Source organism: Fusobacterium mortiferum ATCC 9817 (genome assembly GCF_000158195.2).
GTDB lineage: Bacteria > Fusobacteriota > Fusobacteriia > Fusobacteriales > Fusobacteriaceae > Fusobacterium_A > Fusobacterium_A mortiferum.
The window spans coordinates 98,806-122,155 of record NZ_GL987993.1 but is presented as its reverse complement, the minus strand read 5'-3'; the positions used below and the strand labels follow the sequence as shown (position 1 = coordinate 122,155).

22 protein-coding genes, 1 tRNA gene and 1 rRNA gene are annotated in these 23,350 nt (G+C 30.1%); 16 read left to right on the top strand and 8 right to left on the bottom strand.

Annotation, left to right across the window (positions count from 1 at the left end):
• Both yaaA and FMAG_RS08870 read right to left on the bottom strand, forming a co-directional pair.
• Window positions 1-207 carry a S4 domain-containing protein YaaA gene (gene yaaA / locus FMAG_RS08875; RefSeq protein ID WP_005886026.1) on the bottom strand — a complete coding sequence of 69 codons (207 nt, stop codon included), beginning with the start codon at window positions 205-207 and terminating at the stop codon, window positions 1-3.
• 149 nt (window positions 208-356) lie between these two features.
• A complete protein-coding gene (locus FMAG_RS08870; RefSeq protein WP_005886024.1) occupies window positions 357-1,493 on the bottom strand; it encodes a M20 metallopeptidase family protein in 1,137 nt (378 codons plus the stop codon).
• Between the two features lie 195 nt (window positions 1,494-1,688).
• On the opposite strand from FMAG_RS08870, the gene FMAG_RS08865 reads away from it, so the two are divergent.
• From FMAG_RS08865 to FMAG_RS08800, 14 genes are all read left to right on the top strand, one after another.
• Window positions 1,689-2,855 (top strand): iron-containing alcohol dehydrogenase, encoded by a 1,167-nt coding sequence (locus FMAG_RS08865; protein WP_005886022.1) that lies wholly within the window; start codon window positions 1,689-1,691, stop codon window positions 2,853-2,855.
• Between the two features lie 31 nt (window positions 2,856-2,886).
• A complete protein-coding gene (locus FMAG_RS08860) occupies window positions 2,887-3,600 on the top strand; it encodes a YoaK family protein (protein WP_005886020.1) in 714 nt (237 codons plus the stop codon).
• 45 nt (window positions 3,601-3,645) lie between these two features.
• Window positions 3,646-4,326: a GntR family transcriptional regulator gene (locus FMAG_RS08855; protein ID WP_005886019.1), complete on the top strand. Its 681-nt coding sequence runs from the start codon at window positions 3,646-3,648 to the stop codon at window positions 4,324-4,326.
• Window positions 4,327-4,527: 201 nt separating this feature from the next.
• On the top strand, window positions 4,528-5,310 hold the full coding sequence (locus tag FMAG_RS08850) for a CoB--CoM heterodisulfide reductase iron-sulfur subunit B family protein (protein WP_005886017.1): 783 nt from the start codon (window positions 4,528-4,530) through the stop codon (window positions 5,308-5,310).
• Window positions 5,311-5,326: 16 nt separating this feature from the next.
• Window positions 5,327-5,740 carry a 4Fe-4S dicluster domain-containing protein gene (locus FMAG_RS08845; RefSeq protein WP_005886015.1) on the top strand — a complete coding sequence of 138 codons (414 nt, stop codon included), beginning with the start codon at window positions 5,327-5,329 and terminating at the stop codon, window positions 5,738-5,740.
• A gap of 27 nt (window positions 5,741-5,767) precedes the next feature.
• Entirely contained in the window at window positions 5,768-7,753 is a 1,986-nt protein-coding gene (locus FMAG_RS08840) for a CoB--CoM heterodisulfide reductase iron-sulfur subunit A family protein (protein ID WP_005886013.1), read from the top strand.
• Complete coding sequence (locus tag FMAG_RS08835) at window positions 7,741-8,190, top strand: hydrogenase iron-sulfur subunit (RefSeq protein WP_005886012.1); 450 nt, start codon at window positions 7,741-7,743, stop codon at window positions 8,188-8,190. Before FMAG_RS08840 ends, FMAG_RS08835 begins: the two co-directional genes overlap by 13 nt.
• Entirely contained in the window at window positions 8,181-9,056 is an 876-nt protein-coding gene (locus FMAG_RS08830; protein ID WP_005886010.1) for a 4Fe-4S dicluster domain-containing protein, read from the top strand. Before FMAG_RS08835 ends, FMAG_RS08830 begins: the two co-directional genes overlap by 10 nt.
• Entirely contained in the window at window positions 9,056-10,081 is a 1,026-nt protein-coding gene (locus tag FMAG_RS08825; protein ID WP_005886009.1) for a 4Fe-4S dicluster domain-containing protein, read from the top strand. Before FMAG_RS08830 ends, FMAG_RS08825 begins: the two co-directional genes overlap by 1 nt.
• Before the next feature lies 1 nt (window position 10,082).
• Window positions 10,083-10,934, top strand: coding sequence for an FAD/NAD(P)-binding protein (locus tag FMAG_RS08820; protein ID WP_005886007.1), 852 nt, complete (start codon window positions 10,083-10,085; stop codon window positions 10,932-10,934).
• 23 nt (window positions 10,935-10,957) lie between these two features.
• Window positions 10,958-11,638 (top strand): 4Fe-4S dicluster domain-containing protein, encoded by a 681-nt coding sequence (locus tag FMAG_RS08815; protein WP_005886005.1) that lies wholly within the window; start codon window positions 10,958-10,960, stop codon window positions 11,636-11,638.
• Between the two features lie 27 nt (window positions 11,639-11,665).
• Window positions 11,666-13,279 carry an FAD-binding protein gene (locus FMAG_RS08810; protein WP_005886003.1) on the top strand — a complete coding sequence of 538 codons (1,614 nt, stop codon included), beginning with the start codon at window positions 11,666-11,668 and terminating at the stop codon, window positions 13,277-13,279.
• 71 nt (window positions 13,280-13,350) lie between these two features.
• Window positions 13,351-14,706, top strand: coding sequence for a C4-dicarboxylate transporter DcuC (gene dcuC / locus FMAG_RS08805; protein ID WP_005886001.1), 1,356 nt, complete (start codon window positions 13,351-13,353; stop codon window positions 14,704-14,706).
• 19 nt (window positions 14,707-14,725) lie between these two features.
• Entirely contained in the window at window positions 14,726-15,841 is a 1,116-nt protein-coding gene (locus tag FMAG_RS08800; protein ID WP_005885999.1) for a M20 family metallopeptidase, read from the top strand.
• A 47-nt stretch (window positions 15,842-15,888) separates the two neighbouring features.
• On the opposite strand, the gene FMAG_RS08795 is transcribed toward FMAG_RS08800, so the two are convergent.
• Window positions 15,889-17,253: an MATE family efflux transporter gene (locus FMAG_RS08795; RefSeq protein ID WP_005885996.1), complete on the bottom strand. Its 1,365-nt coding sequence runs from the start codon at window positions 17,251-17,253 to the stop codon at window positions 15,889-15,891.
• A 187-nt stretch (window positions 17,254-17,440) separates the two neighbouring features.
• On the opposite strand from FMAG_RS08795, the gene FMAG_RS08790 reads away from it, so the two are divergent.
• Together FMAG_RS08790 and FMAG_RS08785 are read left to right on the top strand one after the other, a co-directional pair.
• Window positions 17,441-18,748 carry an NCS2 family permease gene (locus tag FMAG_RS08790; protein ID WP_005885994.1) on the top strand — a complete coding sequence of 436 codons (1,308 nt, stop codon included), beginning with the start codon at window positions 17,441-17,443 and terminating at the stop codon, window positions 18,746-18,748.
• 10 nt (window positions 18,749-18,758) lie between these two features.
• Entirely contained in the window at window positions 18,759-20,474 is a 1,716-nt protein-coding gene (locus FMAG_RS08785) for an adenine deaminase (protein WP_005885992.1), read from the top strand.
• A 14-nt stretch (window positions 20,475-20,488) separates the two neighbouring features.
• Here FMAG_RS08785 and mscL read toward each other — a convergent pair whose 3' ends face one another.
• The 5 genes from mscL to rrf form a co-directional block, all read right to left on the bottom strand.
• Complete coding sequence (gene mscL, locus FMAG_RS08780; protein WP_005885988.1) at window positions 20,489-20,890, bottom strand: large-conductance mechanosensitive channel protein MscL; 402 nt, start codon at window positions 20,888-20,890, stop codon at window positions 20,489-20,491.
• A gap of 83 nt (window positions 20,891-20,973) precedes the next feature.
• Window positions 20,974-22,326, bottom strand: coding sequence for a glucose-6-phosphate isomerase (locus tag FMAG_RS08775; protein ID WP_005885986.1), 1,353 nt, complete (start codon window positions 22,324-22,326; stop codon window positions 20,974-20,976).
• Between the two features lie 19 nt (window positions 22,327-22,345).
• A complete protein-coding gene (locus FMAG_RS08770; RefSeq protein WP_005885984.1) occupies window positions 22,346-22,783 on the bottom strand; it encodes an S-layer homology domain-containing protein in 438 nt (145 codons plus the stop codon).
• Between the two features lie 116 nt (window positions 22,784-22,899).
• Window positions 22,900-22,974, bottom strand: a tRNA-Gln gene (locus FMAG_RS08765).
• 76 nt (window positions 22,975-23,050) lie between these two features.
• Window positions 23,051-23,167 (bottom strand): 5S ribosomal RNA (gene rrf / locus FMAG_RS08760).
• Window positions 23,168-23,350: the final 183 nt, after the last annotated feature.

Genomic DNA, 23,350 nt, shown 5'->3' with positions numbered 1-23,350 from the left:
TTACTTTACTATGAAAGTTTTTCCAGCAGCTTCAACCTTATCTCCTGGATACAATTTTTTACCTCTTCTAATTTCAATTTCTCCATTTACTTTTACATTTCCATCTATAATAAAGAATTTTGCATCTACACCTGTATCACAAATTCCAACCCATTTTAAAAATTGGTCTAATTTTATAAATTCAGTCGATATTTTTATCTCTTCCATCTTTCTTTCTCCTTAATCAAATATTATAATACAATTGATTTTATATTATACCATATTTTTATTGATTTTCCAAGTTTTCTAAGCTATCTTAATAATAAAAAAGCTCCAGAATAACTAAACCTTAACTATCCTTGAGCTTTAATAAACTTCTATATTACATTCATCTTCTCTAAAATATTTTTAAATACTTCAAAACCATATCTCAATGTATTTGGATCAAAATCAAATTTTGGGCTATGCAATGGATTTATAAATCCTTTCTCTTCATTTCTTACTCCCAATAAAAACATAAATCCTTTATTGCCATTTTGCAAATAGAAAGAAAAGTCCTCTGAGCCAGTTAATCTTATATCTCTAACAATTTGATCTTCTGGAATAGAGCTTTCAACGATTTTATATAAATCTTCTGAATTTATTACTGGAGGATAAAAAGGCATAAAATTCATATTAATTTTTACTCCGAAAGCTCTTTCTAATCCCTCATTTATACTAGTAACTCTCTCCCTTATAAATTCAATTAGAGATGTATCAATTAATCTTATTGTTCCTAAAATATTAACTTTTTCAGGAATAACATTTCTTACTTCTCCAGCCTTAAAGCTTCCTATTGTTACTATTACAGTTTTTAATGGATCAATATTTCTAGAAACTATTGATTGATAAGCTTCTACTAATTTTGCTCCAACTAATATAGAGTCTATTCCTTGATGGGGTTGAGCTCCATGACAACCCTTTCCTACTATCTCTATATCTAAATTTATATTTTGAAAACTTAATGCTCCATGGGCAATGGCTATTTTTCCCTCTTCTAATGTTGGATTTACATGCATAGCAAAGATTCCTTCAAATTTTTTATTTTTAAAAATATCTGATTGAGCTATAAATCTTGCTCCTCCTTTTCCCTCTTCCCCAGCTTGAAATATTAGCATTATTGATTTTTTTAATTCAACTCCACTATCCATTTGCTCTTTCAACCATTTAGCAAAATATAATAGATTTGTAGTATGGCCATCATGTCCACAAGCATGCATCTTTCCATTTACTTTAGATTTATATTCCACCTCATTTTCCTCTTGAAGTGGAAGAGCATCAATGTCAGCTCTAAATCCTAACCATAAATCTTCTTTCCCTTTAAATAGTGCAAGTGTACTTGTTCCAATTTCTTCATACTCTATTTCTAAATTATCTAAAAAATTTCTTATATATCTAGCTGTTTCATACTCCTCTAATGCTAATTCTGGATTTTTATGTAATTTACTTCTTGTTTCATAAAAAAAATTCTCCATAACTATTCCCCTCCTATACTTTTACTATTACATATTTAAAATTATAGTTTCTTTATATTTTTTTGTCAACAAACAAATCAAAAAAAATGTTTTTTAAACACTTGTTAAAATTAAAATTATAAAATATAAAATGAAAAAAAAATATTTTTATGTTATAATTAGAATAGATTACTTTGAAACTAGGGGGGAAAAACTATGTTTAACTTTACTTATAATATTCCTACAAAGGTATATTTTGGAGATAATCAACTTTCTAATCTTGGAAAAGAAATTAAAAAATTTGGAAAAAAAGTATTGCTTTGTTATGGTGGAGGTTCTATAAAAAAAATTGGACTTTATGGTGAAGTTATTGATGAATTAAAAAAAGAAAATCTAGAGATATTTGAACTAAATGGTATAGAACCAAATCCAAGAGTTACTTCTGTTAATACTGGAGCCAATATTTGTAAAAAAGAAAAAATAGATGTTTTACTAGCTGTAGGTGGAGGTTCAGTTATAGATTGTACTAAAGCGATTGCTGCAGCTACTTTTTATGAAGGAGATGCTTGGGATATAGTTACAAAAAAAGTACCTGTAATTAATTGTCTTCCTCTTGTTACTATTCTTACCCTTTCAGCAACTGGTTCAGAAATGGATGCTGGTGGAGTAATTAGTAACTTAGAAACTAATGATAAGATAGGAGTTGCTTCTCCTCTTATGCAACCTAAAGTTTCTTTCCTTAATCCTAAAAATACTTTTACAGTTTCTCCATATCAAACTGCTTGTGGAGCTGCTGATATACTTTCACATATTATGGAAACATATTTTAATACAACTGGAAGTATGTACATGCTGGATTGCTTTATGGAAGGAATGATGAAAACTGTTGTCAAATATGCACCTACTGCTATGAAAGAGCCTGAAAATGAAGAAGCTAGAGCTAACCTAATGTGGACTTCATCTTGGGCTATAAATGGTTTTGCTAGAGCTTGTCAAAAATGTAATTGGAGCTGTCATCCTATGGAACACCAACTTTCAGCATACTATGATATAACTCATGGACTTGGATTAGCTATCCTTACTCCTCGTTGGATGAGATATATTTTAGATGAAACTAATTCCGAAAGATTTAAAAACTTTGCTGTTTCTGTCTTTGGAATAGATAGCTCTTTGGATAATATGACAGCCAGCTTAAAAGGTATAGAAGCTTTAGAAAAATTCTTTTTTGAAGATTTAAAACTTACTAAAACTCTAACTGAACTTAACATTGATAGAACTCATTTTGATATAATGGCTGAAAAAGCTTGTGGTAATGGAGTTTTAAAAGGATTTAAAGAACTTAAAAAAGAAGATATAAAAAATATTTATGAAATGTGTTTGTAAAGATAATTAATAATAAGGGGTATTTTAAATTATGAAATTCTTTAAATGGAAAAGAAAAAAAAAGAGTAGAATCAATGAAAATGAATTAGAATGTGAAAAATTATGGGTATTTTTAACTTTAATGATGACAAGTGGATTTTATGGTGCTTTTACCTATACCATTAGAGGTGGAGTTTTCTCCAATGCTCAAACTGCAAACTTTGTTCTTTTTGCTGTTAATTTAGGTTCAGGAAAATTTTCACAAGCATTCTATTATTTAATTCCCATATCAGCATATTTTATAGGAACTATCATATCTGAAGCTATTAGTGGTCCTATAAAAAGATTACATAATATTCGTTGGGATACTATTTTAATTTTCATTGAGATAATAACCGTAACATTCTTAGGTTTCTTACCTGAAGATGCCCCTTATCAGATATCTCAAATTCTTATTAGCTTTATTTGCTCTATGCAATACAATACCTTTCAAACTACTAGAAAGGTTCCAGTTGCAACTACATTTTGTACGAATCATATAAGACAAGCTGGAAAAAGTTTTGTTAACTTTATTAAAAATGTTGATAATCAAGAGGCTAAAAATAGATTAAAAATCCATTTAGAAATGATAGGAATATTTACATTAGGAGGATTTATATCTACTATTCTCTGTCATATATTTCTAGGTAAAGCAATTCTATTTACTTTAATTCCTCTAATCATAATGCTTGTACGTTTAATTAAAAGTGATATAAAAAATAGATAATTATGTAAAATATAAGAAAATAACATAGAGAGGGAACAAATAACTATGAAAATATATGATAATATAATAGGAAAAACAAATGCTGACTTTGTTTATAAAGTTTTAAAAAGAAATATCCTAGAATTAAAACTTTTACCTGGTTCTGAAATTAAAGAACAAGAGCTTTCTCTAATTTTTAATATGAGTCGTACTCCTATACGTGAAGCTCTTCTTTTGTTAAAACATGAGGGACTTATTAAAACACTTCCTCAAAGTGGAACCTTTGTAACAAAAATTGATAAAAGTAAATTTGAAGCAGGACAAATACTTAGAGTATGTGTAGAAGTCAAGATGATACAACTAGCCTGTGAGTATTTTCCTCAAGAATATTTAGATAAATTAAAAGAAAATATAGAAAAACAAAGATTAATTCTTTCCACAACTAAAAATGCTGAAGAGTATCATAAACTAGATATTGATTTTCATAAACTTATTTTTAAAGGTATAGGTTTTCAAGAACTTTTTAAAATAACATCTAGAGAACTTTTTGATTATTTAAGAGTTAGAAACTTAAATTCTCCTGTAAAAATAAAGGATGATTATACCTTAAAAGGTCATGAACAAATATATGAAATAATTAAATATAAAAAACCTGAATTAGCTCAAGAAATTTTAGAAAAGCATTTTTGTAGATTAAAAAATAGACTTCCTATTTTAATTGAAGAATATCCAAATTATTTTATATAATTTTTAAGTTAAGAAGATATTGTGATTTTACTTACAATATCTTCTTTTTTTCCTAAAAATATATTGACATAAAAAAGATATTAAGTTATCATTTTAATATACTAATATATTAAGTTCAATTTTAATACTTAAAAAACTAAAAATAATCAAAATATATTAATGTAAGTTTTAATAATTATTAAATTAGGAGGGGAAAAAAGTATGAAATTTAGCTATTATCCTGGATGTACTTTAAAAACTAAAGCTCAAGAACTTGAAAAATATGGATTAGAGTCAGCTAAAATTTTAGGAGTAGAATTAGCAGAACAAAAAGAGTGGCAGTGTTGTGGTGCTGTATATCCATTAGGAAGTAATGAGATAGCAACTAGACTCTCAGCAGTTAGAAGTTTGGCAAGTGCTCATAGTGAAGGAAATAAATTAGTTACAATTTGTACAGCTTGTCATCATGTATTGAAAAGAACAAATGAAGACTTAAAAATTGATGAAAATTTTAGAAACAAAGCCAATAACTATCTTCAACTAGAAACAGCATATAATGGAGAAGGGGAAGTTATACATTATTTAGAAATGCTAAAAAAATATGTTGGTTTTGATAAAATTAAAGAAAAAGTTACAAACCCCTTAAATCGTAAAATTGGTGCATACTATGGCTGTATGTTATTAAAACCTAAAAAACAGATGCAAGTAGATGACCCTGAAAATCCATCTATTATAGAGGAGTTTATAGAGGCTCTTGGTGGAATCCCAGTAATTTATCCTTATAGAAATGAATGTTGTGGTGCTTATCTTGCTGTTAATAATAAAGAGCTTACTGAAAAAATGAGTGAAAAAATTATAAAATCTGCACTTGAAAATGAAGCAATAGAGATTGTTACAGCTTGCCCACTATGTAAATATAATCTTGAACTTAAAAATGAGATTTCAGTAAAATATTTTACTGAGATACTAGCTGAAGCTTTGGGAGTAAAAAAAATTAACAAGTAATTTTAAGGAGGAAAAATTGGAAAGAGAGAAAAAAACTTTTAATAAAAATAAAAAAGATATTCTTTTAGTAGAAGAAATAAGTAAAGAAAAAGTTGCAAATTGTATGCAATGTGGAAAATGTAGTGCTAGCTGTCCTGCTACTGATGGAATGGATATTCTTCCACATCAAATTATCAGATATCTTCAAATGGGAGATTTAGAATCTGTTAAAAATAGTAAAACTATTTGGACTTGTGCTTCTTGTTTTAACTGTGCATCTCGTTGTCCTAGAAATGTTGATTTATGTAAATTGATGGAAGCAGTAAGATTAACAATTATTAGAAAAAAAGATGAAAATAAACTAAAACCTGAAGATGTACCAAAGTTAATGGTGGATAAAAAAATCCCTCAACAAGCTTTTATGAGTGCATTTCGTAAATATAGCAAATAATATTACTTTATATGAGGAGGAAGAATATTGCAAAGAGTTGGAGTTTTTGTATGCTGGTGTGGAAATAATATAGCAGGAACAGTAGATGTAGAAAAAGTTGCTGAAGCTGCTAAAGATATACCAGGTGTTGTATATTCAATGAATTATCAATATATGTGCTCTGAGATTGGGCAAACAATGTTAAAGGATGCAATCAAAGAACATAATTTAACTAGAGTAGTTGTTGCTTCTTGTTCTCCAAGAATGCATGAAACAACATTCCGTAATGCTGCTGAAAAAGCTGGATTAAATCCTTACCTTGTAGAGATAGCTAATATTAGAGAACATTGTTCATGGGTTCATAAAAATAAAGAGGAAGGAACAGAAAAAGCTATCTCTCTCGTAAAAGCAGCTGTTGCAAAAGCACTTTTGAATACACCACTTGTATCTGGAGAAAGTCAAGTAGAAAAAAGAGCTTTAGTTATAGGTGGAGGAATAGCTGGAATTCAAACTGCTCTTGATATTGCAGATGCTGGATACAAGGTTGATATTGTAGAAAAGCAACCAAGTATCGGTGGTAAAATGGCTCAGCTAGATAAAACTTTCCCTACATTAGACTGTTCTGCCTGCATTCTAACACCAAAAATGGTAGATGCTTCTATGCATCCTAATATCACTTTGCATACTTATAGTGAAATTGAAGCTGTAAATGGATATGTTGGAAATTTCACAGTTTCAATTAGAAAAAAAGCTAGATATGTAGATATGGATAAGTGTACAGGGTGTGGAATCTGTGTAGAAAAATGCCCTTCAAGAAAAGCTACAAATGAATTTGAAGAAAATTTAACAAATAGAGGAGCAATATATAAAGCTTTTGCTCAAGCAGTACCAAATGTTCCAGTAATTGATACAACTCAATGTATAAAAATGAAGACAGGCAAATGTGGTATTTGTGAAAAACTTTGTATGGCAAAGGCTATAGATTTCAATCAAAAAGATGAGATTATAGAGCAAAAATATGGTGCAATAGTAGTTGCTACTGGATATGATTTAATAGATCTTTCAAAATTTGGAGAATACAGTTATGATCATCCAAATGTAATTACTTCTCTAGAATTTGAAAGATTAACTAATGCTGCTGGACCTACTCATGGAAAACTTTTAAAACTTTCTGACCATACTAAACCTAAGAAAGTTGTCTTTGTTCAATGTATTGGTTCAAGAGATACTAGTGATAGAGGTAAACCTTACTGTTCTAAGATTTGTTGTATGTACACAGCTAAGCATGCAATGTTATTAAGAGATAAATATCCTGATATCGAGGCATACGTATTCTATATAGATGTAAGAACTCCAGGAAAAAACTTTGATGAATTCCAAAGAAGAGCAGTTGAAGAGTATGGAGTCCAATATATAAAAGGTATGGTAGGAAAAGTTTTCCCTCAAGGAGATAAACTTATGGTAAATGGAGTAGATGCTCTTACTGGTCAAACTGTTATAATAGATGCTGATATGGTAGTACTTGCCGCTGCTACTAAAGCTAAAGATGATACTGTAGCTTTAAAAAGAAAGCTTAATGTAAGTACAGATACAAATAATTTCTTTACAGAAGCCCATCCTAAATTAAAACCAGTTGAAACAGCTTCAGCAGGAATCTATTTAGCAGGAGCTTGTCAAGGACCTAAAGATATTCCTGAAACAGTAGCTCAAGCAAGTGCTGCAGCTGCAAAAGCTATAATTCTTTTAAGTAAGGACAAACTTGTAACTAACCCTTGCGTATCAGCAGTTAATACTGATTTATGTAGTGGTTGTGGACAATGTGCTGAAATGTGTCCTTATGATGCTATTACTTTAAAAATGACTGACTTAAATGACCATGGAAAAATTATAAGAAAACTTGTAGCAACAGTTAATGAAGCTCTTTGCCAAGGATGTGGAGGATGTACAGTATCTTGTCGTCCTGGAGCAATAGACTTGAAAGGATTTTCAAACAAACAAATTATGGCGGAGGTAGATGCAATATGTCGTCTATAGAAAAAGTTGAAAAAGAAGAATTCAAACCTTTAATAGTTGCCTTTTGCTGTAACTGGTGTAGTTATGCAGGGGCTGACCTTGCAGGAACTAGTAGATTGAATTATCCTGCAAATGTAAAAATCATTAGAGTTCCTTGTTCTTGTAGAGTTAATACTAACTTTATAATAAGAGCTTTTCAAAAAGGAGCAGATGGTGTAGTAATAGCTGGTTGCCACCCTGGAGATTGCCACTATTCTACTGGTAACTACTATACAAGACGTCGTTTTTCTATATTTATAAATCTTCTTGAATATTTAGGTATTGAAAAAGAGAGATTTAAAATTGATTGGATATCAGCTGCTGAAGCAAATAAATTTGCTACAGTTATGAATGAAGTTTTAGAAAATGTCTATAAACTTGGACCAAACAAAAAATTGAAGGATGGTAGATGGAAATAATGACTGAAAAAATTAGAAAGATAGCTAAAGAAGCACTTTTAAATAATAAAGTTCAGATGGTTATTGGTTGGGAAAAAGGAGATTTTTCCTTTGAATCTACTCCTGTTTTTATAACTGAAGTAGAAAAGGTAGACTCTCTTATTTTCGATAACTACTGTGTCAATAATTTAAGTAAATATCTAATAGAGCAAACTAAAAAATATGAAAAAATAGGAGTTTTCTTAAAAGGTTGTGATTCACTAGGATTTAATCAACTTTTAAGAGATAATAGAATAGAAAGAGATAAGGTTTATGTTTGGGGAATCCCTTGTTCTGGAATGCTAGATTCAAAAAATAAAAAATATACTAAATGTGAAAACTGTCTTCATCCTAATCCTGTAGTTTATGATGAGTTAATAGGAGAAGAGATTAATAATATTGGAAATCCAGAAGAAAGATTTAGAGAGGTAAAAATTCTTGAAAATATGAGTGCTGATGAAAGATATGAATTCTGGTCAAATGAATTTTCAAGATGTATCAGATGTAATGCCTGTCGTAATATATGCCCAGCATGTAGCTGTGTAAAATGCATCTTTGACAATGATGATATCAATGTATTAGGAAAGGCTAATATTGAAACTGAAACTAGTTTTTTCCATTTAACTAGAGCTTATCATGTTGCAGGAAATTGTGTAGATTGTGGAGAATGTGCTAGAGTATGTCCAGCTCATATAAGATTGGATTTATTAAATAGAAAAATAATTAAAGATTTAAATGAAACTTATGGTGAATGGGAAGCAGGTATGGATTCTACTACCCCTTCTCCTCTTGTATCATATACTTTAGAGGATAAAGATAACTTTGCAATAAAAAAAGGAGGTAAATAATGAAAAGAATTTTAAAAAGTAAATTACCTGAATTATGGGAACTTATAAATACTCACTTTGATTTATTTCTTCCTATGGAGCAAGGAAGTTTAATTAACTTTGGTGCTTATAGCCTAGATAAAAATATAAGACTTGATGTCTTAAAAACAAATTCTTCAGTTAAAGAGTTTGTTTTTCCACAAACTGAAACATATTTAAAATTTAGACATAACAAGAAAAAACTTGAACTTACTCCTGTAGCTGTAGATGATAATGAATATGTAATATTTGGTGTAAGAAACTGTGACGCAGCAAGCCTTAAAGTAATGGATAATATCTTTTTAAGAGAGCCAGTAGATACATACTATAAAGCTCACAGAGATAGAGGAATAATTGTAACTTCTGCATGTAATAATCCTGAGGAAACTTGTTTTTGTACAGCTTTTGAAATTGACCCATCAGAAGCTTCTCCAGCTTCAGATGTTGCTACTTGGGAAAAAGGAGATTATCTATATCTAGAAGCTAAAAGTGAAAAAGGAGAAAAACTTTTAAACTCTCTTTCTACTCTTTTAGAAGATGGAAGTACTTCAGACCTTGAAGAGTTAAAAAAATCTATAAAAGAAAAATTAGCAACTCTTCCTCTTAAAAATTTAAATCCTAAAAAAATTACAAAAGCACAACAAGAAATTTTTGATATGGAAGAATTTTGGGGAGAAATTAGTAAAAAATGTTTAGCTTGTGGTTCTTGTACATTTGTATGTCCTACTTGCCACTGTTATGATGTAAAAGATTATGATGGAGGTAACTGTGGTGAAAGATATAGATGTTGGGACTCTTGCATGATTTCAGATTTTACACGTATGGCACATGGAAATCCTAGAACTTCTCAACTTCAAAGAGTAAGACAAAGATTTATGCATAAATTAGTATATTATCCTAAAAATCATGATGGATTATACTCTTGTGTAGGTTGTGGAAGATGTATAGAAAAATGTCCAATTGGATTAAATATAGTAAAAGTAATAAAAAAATTAGGGGAGGAATAAGATGAGCTGTAATTGTGGTTGTCATGATAATGACCCTTTAATGCCGAAGGTGGCTATAATAACTAACATTAGAAGAGATACTCCTGATGTTACAACATTTAGAATTGAAAATCCAGAGGGGGGAAAGCCTTTCGATTTCATGCCAGGACAATGTGCTATGATTTCTGTTCCTCCTATTGGAGAAGCTATATTCTCTATTACTTCATCTCCTACAGTAAAAGAGTATATAGAGTGTAGTATAAAAAAATGTGGAATAGTAACAGACTATATCCACCAACTTGAAGAGGGAACAGAAATAGGAATTAGAGGGCCTTATGGTAATAATTTTCCAGTTGAAGAAGATGCTCTAAAAGGAAAAGACCTTCTTTTTATAGCTGGAGGAATAGGACTTGCTCCTCTTCGTTCAGTTATAAACTATGTAATGGATAATCGTGAAAATTATGGAAAAGTAGATATTGTTTATGGTTCACGTACTCCAGATGATTTAGTTCATCAAAATGATATATTCAATGTATGGCCTAATCAAAAAGATACAAAAGTTCATCTTACAGTAGATAGAGAGTTTGAAGGTTGGAATGGACATGTGGGATTTGTTCCAAACTATGTTAAAGAATTAGGACTAGATAATAATAAAGTAGCTCTAGTATGTGGACCTCCTATTATGATTAAATTTGTATTACAAGGCTTAGAAGAGATTGGATTTAAAAAAGAACAAGTCTTCACTACACTTGAATTGAAAATGAAATGTGGTGTTGGTAAATGTGGACGTTGTAATATTGGGGATAAATATGTTTGTAAAGATGGTCCAGTATTTAGATGTGATGAAATTCAAGAACTTCCAAATGAGTATTAATAAAAACTAGTAAGGAGAGAAAAATGGCTGAAAAACAAATGGTTGATGTATTTATATTAGGTAAAAAATATTCTGTTCCTTCAACTCTAACTATAATGGATGCGATGGAATATGCTGGCTATCAACTTATCAGAGGTTGTGGGTGTAGATCAGGTTTTTGTGGAGCTTGTGCCACTATCTATAGAACAAAAGGAGAAAATAAATTAAAAGTTGTTCTTGCTTGTCAAAGTCAAGTTGAAGATGGAATGTATCTTACTCAAATTCCTTTCTTCCCTGGAAAAAAAGCTGTATACAATATGGATAAAATTGAACCTACAGCAGAAACAATGGGAGAATTATATCCTGAGCTATATAAATGTATAGGTTGTAATGCATGTACTAAAGGATGTTCTCAAGGATTAAATGTAATGCAATATATTGCTTATGCTCAAAGAGGAGAATTTGAAAAATGTGCCGAAGAATCATCTGACTGTGTAGGTTGTGGAATCTGTGCATCAAGATGTCCTGCTGGAATTACTCATTACAATGTAGGACTTTTAGCTCGTCGTATTACAGGAAAATATATTGCTCCAGAAAGTAAACATCTATCTGAAAGAGTTCAAGAAATAAAAGATGGAAAAATGGATGCTGAACTTGATGAGTTAATGAGTAAAAGTATTGATGAACTTAAAGACCTATATAATCATAGAGATATTGCTAAATAATAAAGGGTATAAATTGGAGGTTTATTGATGTATACACCAGAAATGAGAGAATTGATTAAAAAAGTTGAAGCAACTCGTTCAAAAAGACTTGGACATGATTTTCCTAGATTATCTCCAGAAGAAAAATTGGAAATTTTAAAGAAAAATCATCCAGACTATATTGAAAGTGGATTTAGAACAATTAATCTAGGAGTAAATAAGGGACAAAAAGTTCCTTTAGAGCTTGCTAACTTAATAGAAGCAAAAAGTAGAATAGAAATGGATAAAATCAATCTTCAAAAGATTGACTATGATGTAGATGTTCTTATTGTTGGTGCTGGAGGAGCTGGAGCTTCTGCTGCTATTGAAGCATTTAAAACTGGAGCAAAAGTTATGATAGCTACTAAACTTCGTTTTGGAGATGCTAATACAATGATGGCAGAAGGAGGAATTCAAGCTGCTGATAAGCCAGATGATTCTCCTGCTAAACATTATCTTGATGTAATGGGTGGAGGACATTTTACTAATATACCAGAATTAGTAAGAGCTCTTGTACATGATGCTCCAGAAGCTATTAAGTGGTTAAATGACTATGGAGTAATGTTTGACAAAGAAGAAGATGGAACTATGCTTACTAACCATGGTGGAGGAACTTCAAGAAAAAGAATGCATGCAGCTGCTGATTATAGTGGAGCAGAGATAATGCGTGTACTTAGAGATGAAGTTAGAAACTTAGGAGTAGAAGTTGTAGAGTTCTCTCCAGTAGTAGAACTTTTAAAAGATTCAGATGGAAAAGTAGCAGGAGCTATTTTATTCAATCTTGAAACAGAGGAATATTCTGTTGTAAAAGCTAAAACTGTAATTTTAACAACAGGGGGAGCTGGAAGATTACACTATCAAGGATTCCCAACTTCAAATCACTATGGAGCTACTGCAGATGGACTTATTTTAGGTTATAGAGTAGGTGCTGAACTTGCTTTTGCTGATACAATCCAATACCACCCTACAGGAGTTGCTTTTCCTTCTCAAATATTTGGAGCCCTTGTTACTGAAAAAGTAAGAGGACTTGGAGCTACTCCTCTAAATGTAGATGGAGAACAATTTGTATATCATCTTGAAACAAGAGATATAGAAGCTTCAGCTATAATCAATGAGTGTAAAGTAAATAAAAAAGGAATAAATACTCCTACTGGTGAAGTTGGTGTATGGTTAGATACTCCACTTATTGATATTATTCATGGAGAAGGAACTTTAGAAAAGAGACTTCCTGCAATGTATAGAATGTTTAAAAAGTTTGGAATAGATATGACTAAAGAACCTATTCTAATATATCCTACTCTTCATTATCAAAATGGTGGTCTTTTAATTAATGAGTATGGAGAAACTAAAATTGAAAATCTATATGTAGCTGGAGAATGTGCTGGTGGAATTCATGGTAGAAATAGATTAATGGGTAACTCATTACTTGATATAATTGTATTTGGACGTAGAGCTGGTAAGAGTGCAGGAAATAAGAGTAAAAATGTTATTGTAAAAGAATTAACATTAGAACATGTAAAGCAATACCACGAAGAGCTAAAGAAAAATGGAATAGAAACAGATAGAATATCACCTCTATTACTACCTCACTACAGACATGGGGCAGATAAGATAGATAAATAATAGTCTATAAAGGTGATTAAACTAAAAATTTAATTACCTTTTTATAAAATATTTAAAAAGGGGGAATAAAAATGAATTTTGTTGTTGCAATTTTAGTTATTTTAATTGTAGGATATTTAATTGTAAAAAAATATCATGCTCAAGGAGTTTTAATTATAGGTGGAGCTGCTCTACTTCTTGGTGGAATACTTTTAAATAACTCTCCTGTTATGGAAAAAAGTGCTACTGGTTCATTATACCTTGATATTTTTGCTCAATTGAGTAAAAACTTTATAAAAACCTCTGGTAGTCTTGGATTAGCTATCATGATAGTTTCAGCTTTTGCTAAATATATGGATCACATTGGTGCTAGTAATGCCCTAGTAAAACTTTCTATTAAACCATTACAAAAATTAAATTCACCATATATTGTTCTAGCTCTATCTTATGTGGTAGGGCAAATCTTAAATGTATTTATTCCTAGTGCCTCAGGACTTGGAGTATTATTAATGGTTACTGTATACCCTATTCTTGTTTCATTAGGAGTTTCTTCATTAGCTGCTACTTCTGTAATTGGAACTGCTGCTTGTCTTGATTTAGGACCAACTTCAGGTAATGCTGTATTAGCTTCAAAAACTGCTGAAATGGATGCTGCCCTTTATTTTGCTAACTATCAAATTCCTGTAGCAATAGTTACTGTAATTGTTATCACAATTCTACACTATATAGTTAATAAAAAAATGGATGCAAAATTAGATACAACAAGTTTTAATTCTAATATTGAAAACAAAGAGGAAGAGAAAGAAGTTCCTAAATTTTATGCTTTTCTTCCTATTATTCCATTATTAATAATTTTAGTATTCAGTCCTTTAACTGGAAGTAGTATTAAAATAGGTGTTGTAGAAGCTATGTTTATGAGTATTACTCTTAGTATGATTATTGAGGGAATCAGAAGAAAAGCTTTTAAATCAACTCTTACAGAGTTAAAAATCATTTTTAATGCAATGGGAAATCAATTTGCTAATGTTATAACTCTTATTGTTGCTGGAGAATTCTTTGCTTTAGGATTAACTAAGATAGGTGTTATCAGTGCTCTTATTGAATCTACAAAATCAGCTGGATTAGGTCCTCAACCAATGATTTTAGTTATGACTGCTATCATTGTTGTATCATCTATATTAATGGGTTCTGGAAATGCTCCTTTCTTTGCCTTTGCAGCTCTTGCTCCAGCTGTAGCGGCATCTGTGGGATTAAATCCTATTGTTATGCTTATGCCAATGCAATTATCTGCAGGAATTGCTAGAAGTGTATCTCCTATTACAGCAGTAATAGTTGCTGTTTCTGGAATTTCTGGAGTATCTCCATTTGAAGTTGTAAAAAGAACTGCTATCCCTATGTTAGGTGGATTATTAGCAGTAATTATATCAAATATGGTATTCTTTGGATAATATTTAGGGGGAAAAATATATGGATATGAAAAAATTTTTAATAGATTTAGAAAGACTTGTTAATATTGATTGTGGAAGTAATGTTCCTGAAGGAGTACAAGAAGTTACTGAAATATTTAAAAAAGAATTAGAAAAGGATTGGATTGTTGAAGTTTATCCTCAAAATGATGGAAAAAATCCCATTTTAGTTGCAAAAAATAGAGATTCTGAAGATGTTGATTTAATGTTTTTAGGTCATAATGATACTGTTTTCCTAAGAGGAACTGTTCCAACTTGGTCATATAAATTAGAAGGAAATATAGCAACTGGAGCTGGGGTATATGATATGAAATCTGGTGTTTTATCAATGGTTGAAGTTGCTAAAGAGTTTAAAGATGAAGATATAACAATAGCTCTTGTGATGAATACTGATGAAGAGATAAGCTCTATACACTCTAGACCTATAATTGAAAAAATTGGGGCAAAGGCAAAATATGCAATGATATTTGAACCAGCACGTAAAAATGGAAATGCTGTTATAGAAAGAAAAGGGCTTGTTAAATATCAAGTAGAATTTTTTGGTAAAGCATCTCATGCTGGAAACTATCCTCAAGAAGGAGTCAATGCTATTGTAGAAGCTGCTCATTGGGTCGGAGAGATTTCTAAACTTCATAACTGGGATATTAAAAATTCTTTAAACGTCGGACTTATAGAAGGTGGATCTGGAGTTAATATTGTCCCTGATTATGCTTGTTTTAAATTTGAAGGAAGGTCTCATCAAGTAGAATTCTTTGAAACAATTAGAGAGACTATGAAAAAACTTCAAGAGAATCCTAAGGTAGAAGGAATAAAAGTTAAAATCAAGGAGATCGGATATAGACCTCCATTAGTACTTAATAATAAATCTGCTCTTCTTCGTGATTTATTTGATGAAAGTAAAAAAGAGATGGGTATAAGATATGATTGGGAAGTTGCTGGTGGCTGTTCTGATGGAAACTTCTTAGGTATTTTAGGAGTTGGAGTAGTAGATGCTGTTGGTCCTGTTGGAGGAGAAGCTCACAGTAAAAATGAATATCTAGATATATCAACTGTTGAGGAAAGAATAAACCTTGCTAAGAGTGTAGTTAGAAAAATGATAGATAGAAAAATTATCTAACTAATATATAGATAATAAAAATAAATTTTGAGGGCTATAAATAGCCCTCATTTTTTCATTCCTCTACTTTTTAATATTTTTTTATATGTTAAAAGAAAAGTTATACTTGCTATACTTACTGAAGTGATATCAGCTATTGGTTCAGCATAATATATTCCCTTTACTCCCATAAAAATTGGTAGAATAACTGCTAAAGGAACCAATAAAATAACTTTTCTCAATAAAGCTATAAATATAGAATATTTAGCTTGTCCTAAAGCTAAAAAAGTTCCTTGAATAGCTTGTTGTATTCCAAAGATTACCATTCCCAATACAAAAATTGGCATAAATTTAGAAGTTAAATCAAATAATTCTTTTGAATCAGTAAAAATACCTACATATATCTCTGGAAAAATTACTCCTATTCCTCCCATCATAATTGTTACTGTTAAACATACTCCTAACATTCCTTTAAAAGTTTGTAAAACTCTTTTTCTATTACCAGCTCCAAAATTATAACTTATTACAGGTTGAATACCTTGAGTTATACCTGAAACTGGTACTGTTATTAGTTGTAGTACACTTGTTAATATAGACATTGAACCTACATATATATCTCCACCATACTTTTGTAATCCTGAGTTTAAAGTTAATAAAACTAAACTCTCTGTACTTTGCATAATAAAAGGAGATATTCCTAATGCTCCTGTCTTTTTTAAAATCTCTTTCTCTAGATTTAAATTTTCTATTTTTATCTTTATTACACTTTTCTTAGATAAAAGAAAGTATACAACCCAAATTGCACTTAAAGCTTGTGAAATAACAGTAGCTAATGCTGCTCCCTTTACTCCCATTCCCAATACAAATATAAAGATAGGATCTAAAATAATATTAGTAACTGCTCCTATTAAAACTGATAACATAGCTACTTTTGCATTTCCCTGTCCACTAATAAAAGTATTAAGTCCTAAAGATAACATAACAAAAATCGTTCCATATAAATATAATCCTATATAGTCGTGAGCATATTTTATAACATTATCACTAGCTCCAAAAGCATATAATAATGGAGTTTTAAAAATTTGAAAAAATATAGTTAATACTATTGCAAATACTATTAATAAAGCAGTACTATTCCCTAATATTTTCTCTGCTTTTTTATAATTTTTAGCTCCTAATTCAATAGAAGCTAAGGGTGCACCTCCCTGTCCAGCAAAAGCACTAAAAGCGGAAACCACCATTATTATTGGAAATGTCACACCTACCCCTGTAAGTGCTAAAGAACCTACCTCTTTTATATGACCTATATATATCCTATCTACAATATTGTATAATACATTTATTAATTGAGCTAGTACTGATGGTACTGCCATTACTAAAAATAATTTTCTTAATGGTAACTTCTCTAATTTTTCTGCAGTATTATTTGTCATTTTTCTCATCTCCAAAAATATTTTACAAATAATTTTAACACAAAGTCCTAAAAAATAAAAGAAAAATAGGTTTAATTAAAAATAAATTTACAGTATCTTTAATTATTATGTGATATTGTTCACATTTTATTCGAAATATGTTATAATGATATTTCAAATATATTTAAGAGGAGGATTTATTATTAACATGAATTTTTTAGAAAAACAATTTAAATTAAAGGAAAATGGAACTGATATTAAAACAGAATTAATAGCAGGACTAACTACATTTGCTACTATGGCTTATGTATTAGCTACTGTTCCTTCTATAATGAGCTCAGCTGGGTTTGGTAAATCAGGAGTTTTAACAATGGTTATTATATTATGTGCTATTACCTCTATTGCTATGGGAATAGTTACTAATAGACCTTTTGTTTTAGGACCTGGACTTGGAAGTGTAGCAGTTTATTCTATTTCTATGATTATTGGTGAGGGAATATCTCCTGCTGTTGCTTCTGGAGTTATTTTCTGGGAAGGACTTCTATTTGTTATTATCTCATTTATTGGACTTAGAGATATAATCGTAAAATTAATTCCACTAAGTATTAAGATCTCTATTAGTGCTGGTATTGGGCTTTTTATTTCATTATTAGGTTTTAGAAATGCTGGAATAATTATAGCTAATGCTAAAAAAAATGTTCTTGGTTTTGGAGATTTAACAACTCCTACTGCTATATTAGCTATTATTGGTTTAATAATTTTACTTATTTTAGAAGTTAGAAAAGTAAAGGGTGGAGTTATTCTTGCCATTATCTTGACTACATTAATAGGAATACCTATGGGAGTTACTAAAATCCCTACTTCTTTTTTAGCAGCCCCTGGAAATCCTACAGATATGATTTTTAATATAGATGTTATGGGAGCATTAAATATAAAATACTTACCTTTTCTATTTGCTTTATTTATTCCTGACTTTTTCTCAACATTTGGAACTGTTATAGGGGTTGGTGCAAAAGCTGGTCTACTTGATAAAAATGGAAATTTACCTGGTATAGAAAAATGCTTCTATGTAGATTCTATATCTACTGTTTTAGGTAGTCTATTTTGTATGCCTTGTATGACTACATACTTAGAATCTGCTTCTGGAGTAGAAGCTGGTGGAAAAACAGGATTAACAGCTGTAGCTACTTCTTTTATTTTTATTCTTATGTTTTTAATAACACCTTTAGCCCTTATGATTCCTTCTGCTGCTACTGCTCCTACTCTTATTCTTATGGGAGTAAAAATGTTGAGTGGAATGAAAAATATAAATTATGAAGATACTACTGAATGTGTTCCTGCATTTTTATCTGTTGCCTTAACAATTTTTACAAATAACGTTGCTAATGGTATTGCAGCAGCAATAATTGTCTATGTTATTTTAAAAATAGCAAGTGGTAAACATAAAGAATTGCCTCTAACAATGTATCCTTTTGCAGCTGTCCTTTGTTATTATTTCTATACTTTAACTATGTAGGAGTTTTTATATGAAAGTTGATTTATTAGTAAAAAATGTAAAAGTCTTTAATTCTTATTTAAAAAAATTTAAAGATGGTAATGTAGCAATTTTAAATAATAAATTTTTGTATATAGACAATAATAAAAATATAGAATTTGAGGCTAGCTCTACTATTGATGGAAAAAATCAATATATGATTCCAGGATTTATAGATATCCATATGCATATAGAAAGTTCTATGATGACACCTGCACCTTTTTGCCATCATCTTTCTAAAAATGGAGTAACAACTATTGTTGCAGAACCTCATGAAATTGCCAATGTATTTGGTAAAAAAGGAATAGAAGCTATGATTGCTGCTGAAAATAGTATTAATACTTCTATTTTTTATGGTATTCCTAGTAGTGTTCCTTCTACTTCTCCTGATTTAGAAACAACTGGAGCTATTTTAGACTTTGAAGAAATGAAAAATTTAACTTCTAATCCAAAAGTTATCTGTATTGGAGAAATTATGAATTATAGAAAAGTTATTGTTGATAACTCTTTAGATATCTGTAAATTTATAGAGTATGTCAAGAAAAATAAACCTCAATATGCTATTGAGGGACATTGTCCTAAACTCTTAGACTTAGATTTAGCTAAATTCTTATACTTAGGAATTAATGGTGACCATACAGAACATACTTTTGAAGAGTTTGTTCAAAGATTTGAAAATGGAATGTTTATGGAGTTACAAGCAAAATCCATATCCTCAGAATTAATAAACTATATTAAAGAAAATAATCTATATGAACATTTTGCTTTTGTTACTGATGATACTATGCCTGATACTTTTTTGCACAAAGGACATCTTAACGTCGTCATTAAAAAAGCTATTCAAGCAGGTATTAATATAGAGAATGCTATTTATTGTGCTACTTTTACTCCAGCTAGAAGAATGAATCTGCACGATAGAGGAGTTATTGCACCAGGTAAAAAAGCAGATTTTCTGTTAATTGATAACTTAAAAAACCTTCATATTACTCAAACATTTATAGATGGTAAAGAGGTATATAATATTAATTCTGAAGCAAAATATATTCCCACTGATTATAAATTTCCAGAAGAGTTTTACCAAAGTGTTAGAGTAGAAAAAATCAATGAAGATATTTTTCAAATTCCCGTAAATAATAAAGAGAATGAAGTAAATTGTCGTATTATAAAAGTAATTGATGGAAGTACAAGAACAACAGAAATAATAGAAAAGCTAAATGTTAAAAATGGTTATCTAGATTGGGAAAATTCTCCATATATGTTAATTGCAGTTTTTGAAAGACATGGAAAAAATGGAAATATTGGTTTTGGATTAGTTACTGGAGATTGTATAAAAAACGGAGCTATTGCAACTACATATGCTCATGACCATCATAATCTTATGGTTATTGGAAAAAATATCAAAGATATGACTAAAACTATTAATAGAATTATAGAGCTACAAGGAGGAATTTGTTGTGTAGAAAATGAAGAAATCTTAGCTGAAGTTCCTTTACCTGTAGCTGGTATCCTCTCTGAAAAAACAGTACAAGAGCTTGGAAAAGAGGTAGAAATACTTAGAGAAAAAATGTCACAATTAGGATATAAACACTATAATCCTATTATGTCATTATGTACTCTTTCACTCCCAGTTTCTCCAGCTTTAAAAATTACTGATAAAGGATTAATAGATGTTAATCAGGGAAAAATAGTTAATCTTATTATAGACTAGTGAGAAATTTCTCACTAGTTTTTATTTTTTAAAATATCTCTAATTTCTCTTAATAATAGCTCTTCATTTGTTGGTTTTGGAGTTGGTTTACTATCTTCATGTTTCTTTATTAATTTATTTACTAGTTTAATCATAAAAAATACACATAAACAAATTATTGTAAAGTCTAAAACATTCTGTAAAAATTGTCCATATTTTATAACTACAGAATCTCCACCAGCTATACTAGATGGTAATTTTAAACTCAAAGATGAGATATTAATTTTTCCTGTAAAAACTCCTATTATAGGCATAATCATATCATTTACCATACTTGATACAATCTTACTAAAAGCTCCTCCTACTATAACTCCTACTGCCATATCTAGTACATTTCCACGTAATGCAAATTTTTTAAATTCTTCTATAAATTTCATTATTTCTCCTTTTTATTTAATAAATATTTATGATAAAAGAAGTGAGTTAAAAAACTCACTTCTAAGCTTTAAATATATAAAAGTTATTTATTCTCTAATCTTTTATTTAATATTTCAGCTTCTTTTTCATATCCTTTTTTACCAAGTAATGCAAACATATTAGCTTTATATGACTCTACACCTGGTTGATTAAAAGGATTTACTCCAAGAATATATCCACTCATTCCACAAGCTTTTTCAAAGAAATAGAATAAGTATCCTAAATGGAATGGAGTAGCTTCTGGGACATTTACTACTAAGTTAGGTACTCCACCATCAACATGAGCAAGTAATGTTCCTTGAGCAGCTTTCTTATTTACAAAATCCATTCCTTTTCCTGCTAGATAGTTTAATCCATCTAAATCTACTTCTTCAGCTTCTATTGTTATATCAGCTTCAGGCTCTCCTATTAATACTGCTGTTTCAAATAACTCTCTTCTTCCATCTTGAATATATTGTCCCATTGAGTGTAAATCAGTTGAAAAATCTGCTGCTGCTGGGAATAATCCTTTTCCATCTTTACCTTCAGATTCTCCAAATAGTTGTTTCCACCACTCACCAAAATAGTGTAATCTTGGTTCATAGTTTATTAACATCTCAATATTTTTACCTTTTCTATTTAAAATATTTCTAATTACAGCATACTTGTAACAGTCATTCTCTTCAAATGGTGCATTATAGTCATTTTGAGCCTCTCTAGCCCCTGCCATAAGCTCATCTATGTCTATTCCTGCACAAGCTATAGGAAGTAATCCAACTGGTGTCAATACAGAGAATCTTCCTCCTACATCATCAGGAATTACAAATGTTTCATATCCTTCTTCATCAGCTAATTTCTTTAATGCTCCTTTTGCTTTATCTGTAGTTGCATATATTCTATTTTTAGCTTCTGCTTTTCCATATTTCTCTTCTATATGTTTTTTAAGAACTCTAAAAGCTATTGCTGGTTCAGTAGTAGTTCCTGATTTAGAGATTACATTGATTGAGTAATCTTTTCCTTCTAATATATCTAATAAGTGTTTTAAATACACTCCAGAGATATTATTTCCTACATAGAATATCTCTGTTCCTTTTCTCTTATCTTTTGGTAAATTATTATAGAAAGTATGAGATAAGAAATCTATTGCAGCTCTTGCTCCTAAATATGAACCACCTATTCCTACAACAAGAAGAATATCAGAATCTTTTTTTATTTTTTCTGCAGCAGCTTTAATTCTTTCAAACTCAGCTTTATCATAGTTAGTTGGTAATTCTATCCAACCTAAAAAATCATTTCCAGCTCCATTTTTTTCTTTTAAAAATTTTTCAGCTGTTAAAACTTGTTCCTTCATAAAAGATAATTCTTCTTCTCTTACATACCCAAGTGCTTTAGAATAATCAAATGACAGTTTTTTCATTATCTATTCCCTCCTAATTTTAATTTTTATTTTCAAGAGTTTCTATTCTCTTTTTTAATTCATCTATTGTTTTCTCATTTTCATTTACTCTCTCTCTCAAAAGTTCAATAGTTTCATTTATATTATCTAGTCTTCCATTAAAAGTACTTGCATCAAAACCTATTTTATTTAATTCTTGAGAAAACTCAAGCATCAAAGCTTCTAGTATATTTAAATCTTCTTTATTAGCTTTTTTTAAATCTATATAGTCAATACTTCTTGCTAAATTTTCAGCAAAATCATATCTTGTAAGAGCTTCATTCCCCTTAAATTTATATTTATTTTCTTTTAATATTCCTCTTTCAACTAATGAATTTATTGATTTATATGCCCAGTGCTCTTTATTTAAATCTTCAAATTTTGTTTCAGCAAATATTATTGAAGTCGACATTAACATTAAAATTACTATATATTTCATACTGTATTTTCTCCTCTTCCATTCTATTTTTAAGTATAGCATATATAGCAAATTTTATCTACAGTTATTTTTTATATAAAAAAAACTGCCTAAATAAGGCAGTTACAATTCTTATGTGGCTGGGGTGGCTGGATTCGAACCAACGCATGACGGAGTCAAAGTCCGTTGCCTTACCGCTTGGCGACACCCCAACAATATATTTATATTATCATATTTATTTAAAAAAGTCAATTTATCTTTTTATTTGACTTTATATTTCTTTTTAAAGCTTGGCAAGTTCCTATCCTCCCAGGAGGCTTCCCTCCAAGTACTTTCAGCGTTTACGGGCTTAACTTCCAAGTTCGGAATGTTTCTGGGTGTACCCCCGTAGCTCTTCTCACCAAGCATTATTAACTTCTTTTAATGTAGCACAGATTTCTTTCACTCATCTGTGTCTCATTTAATATAATCGTAACTTTGTTACTCTTTATTTAATGGAACATTCAAAACTATATAGTAATATCAGGTAACGCTGATTCCTTTCAGTCATCTGCGTCTAAATAATCATAGTCGTAACTTCGTTACTTC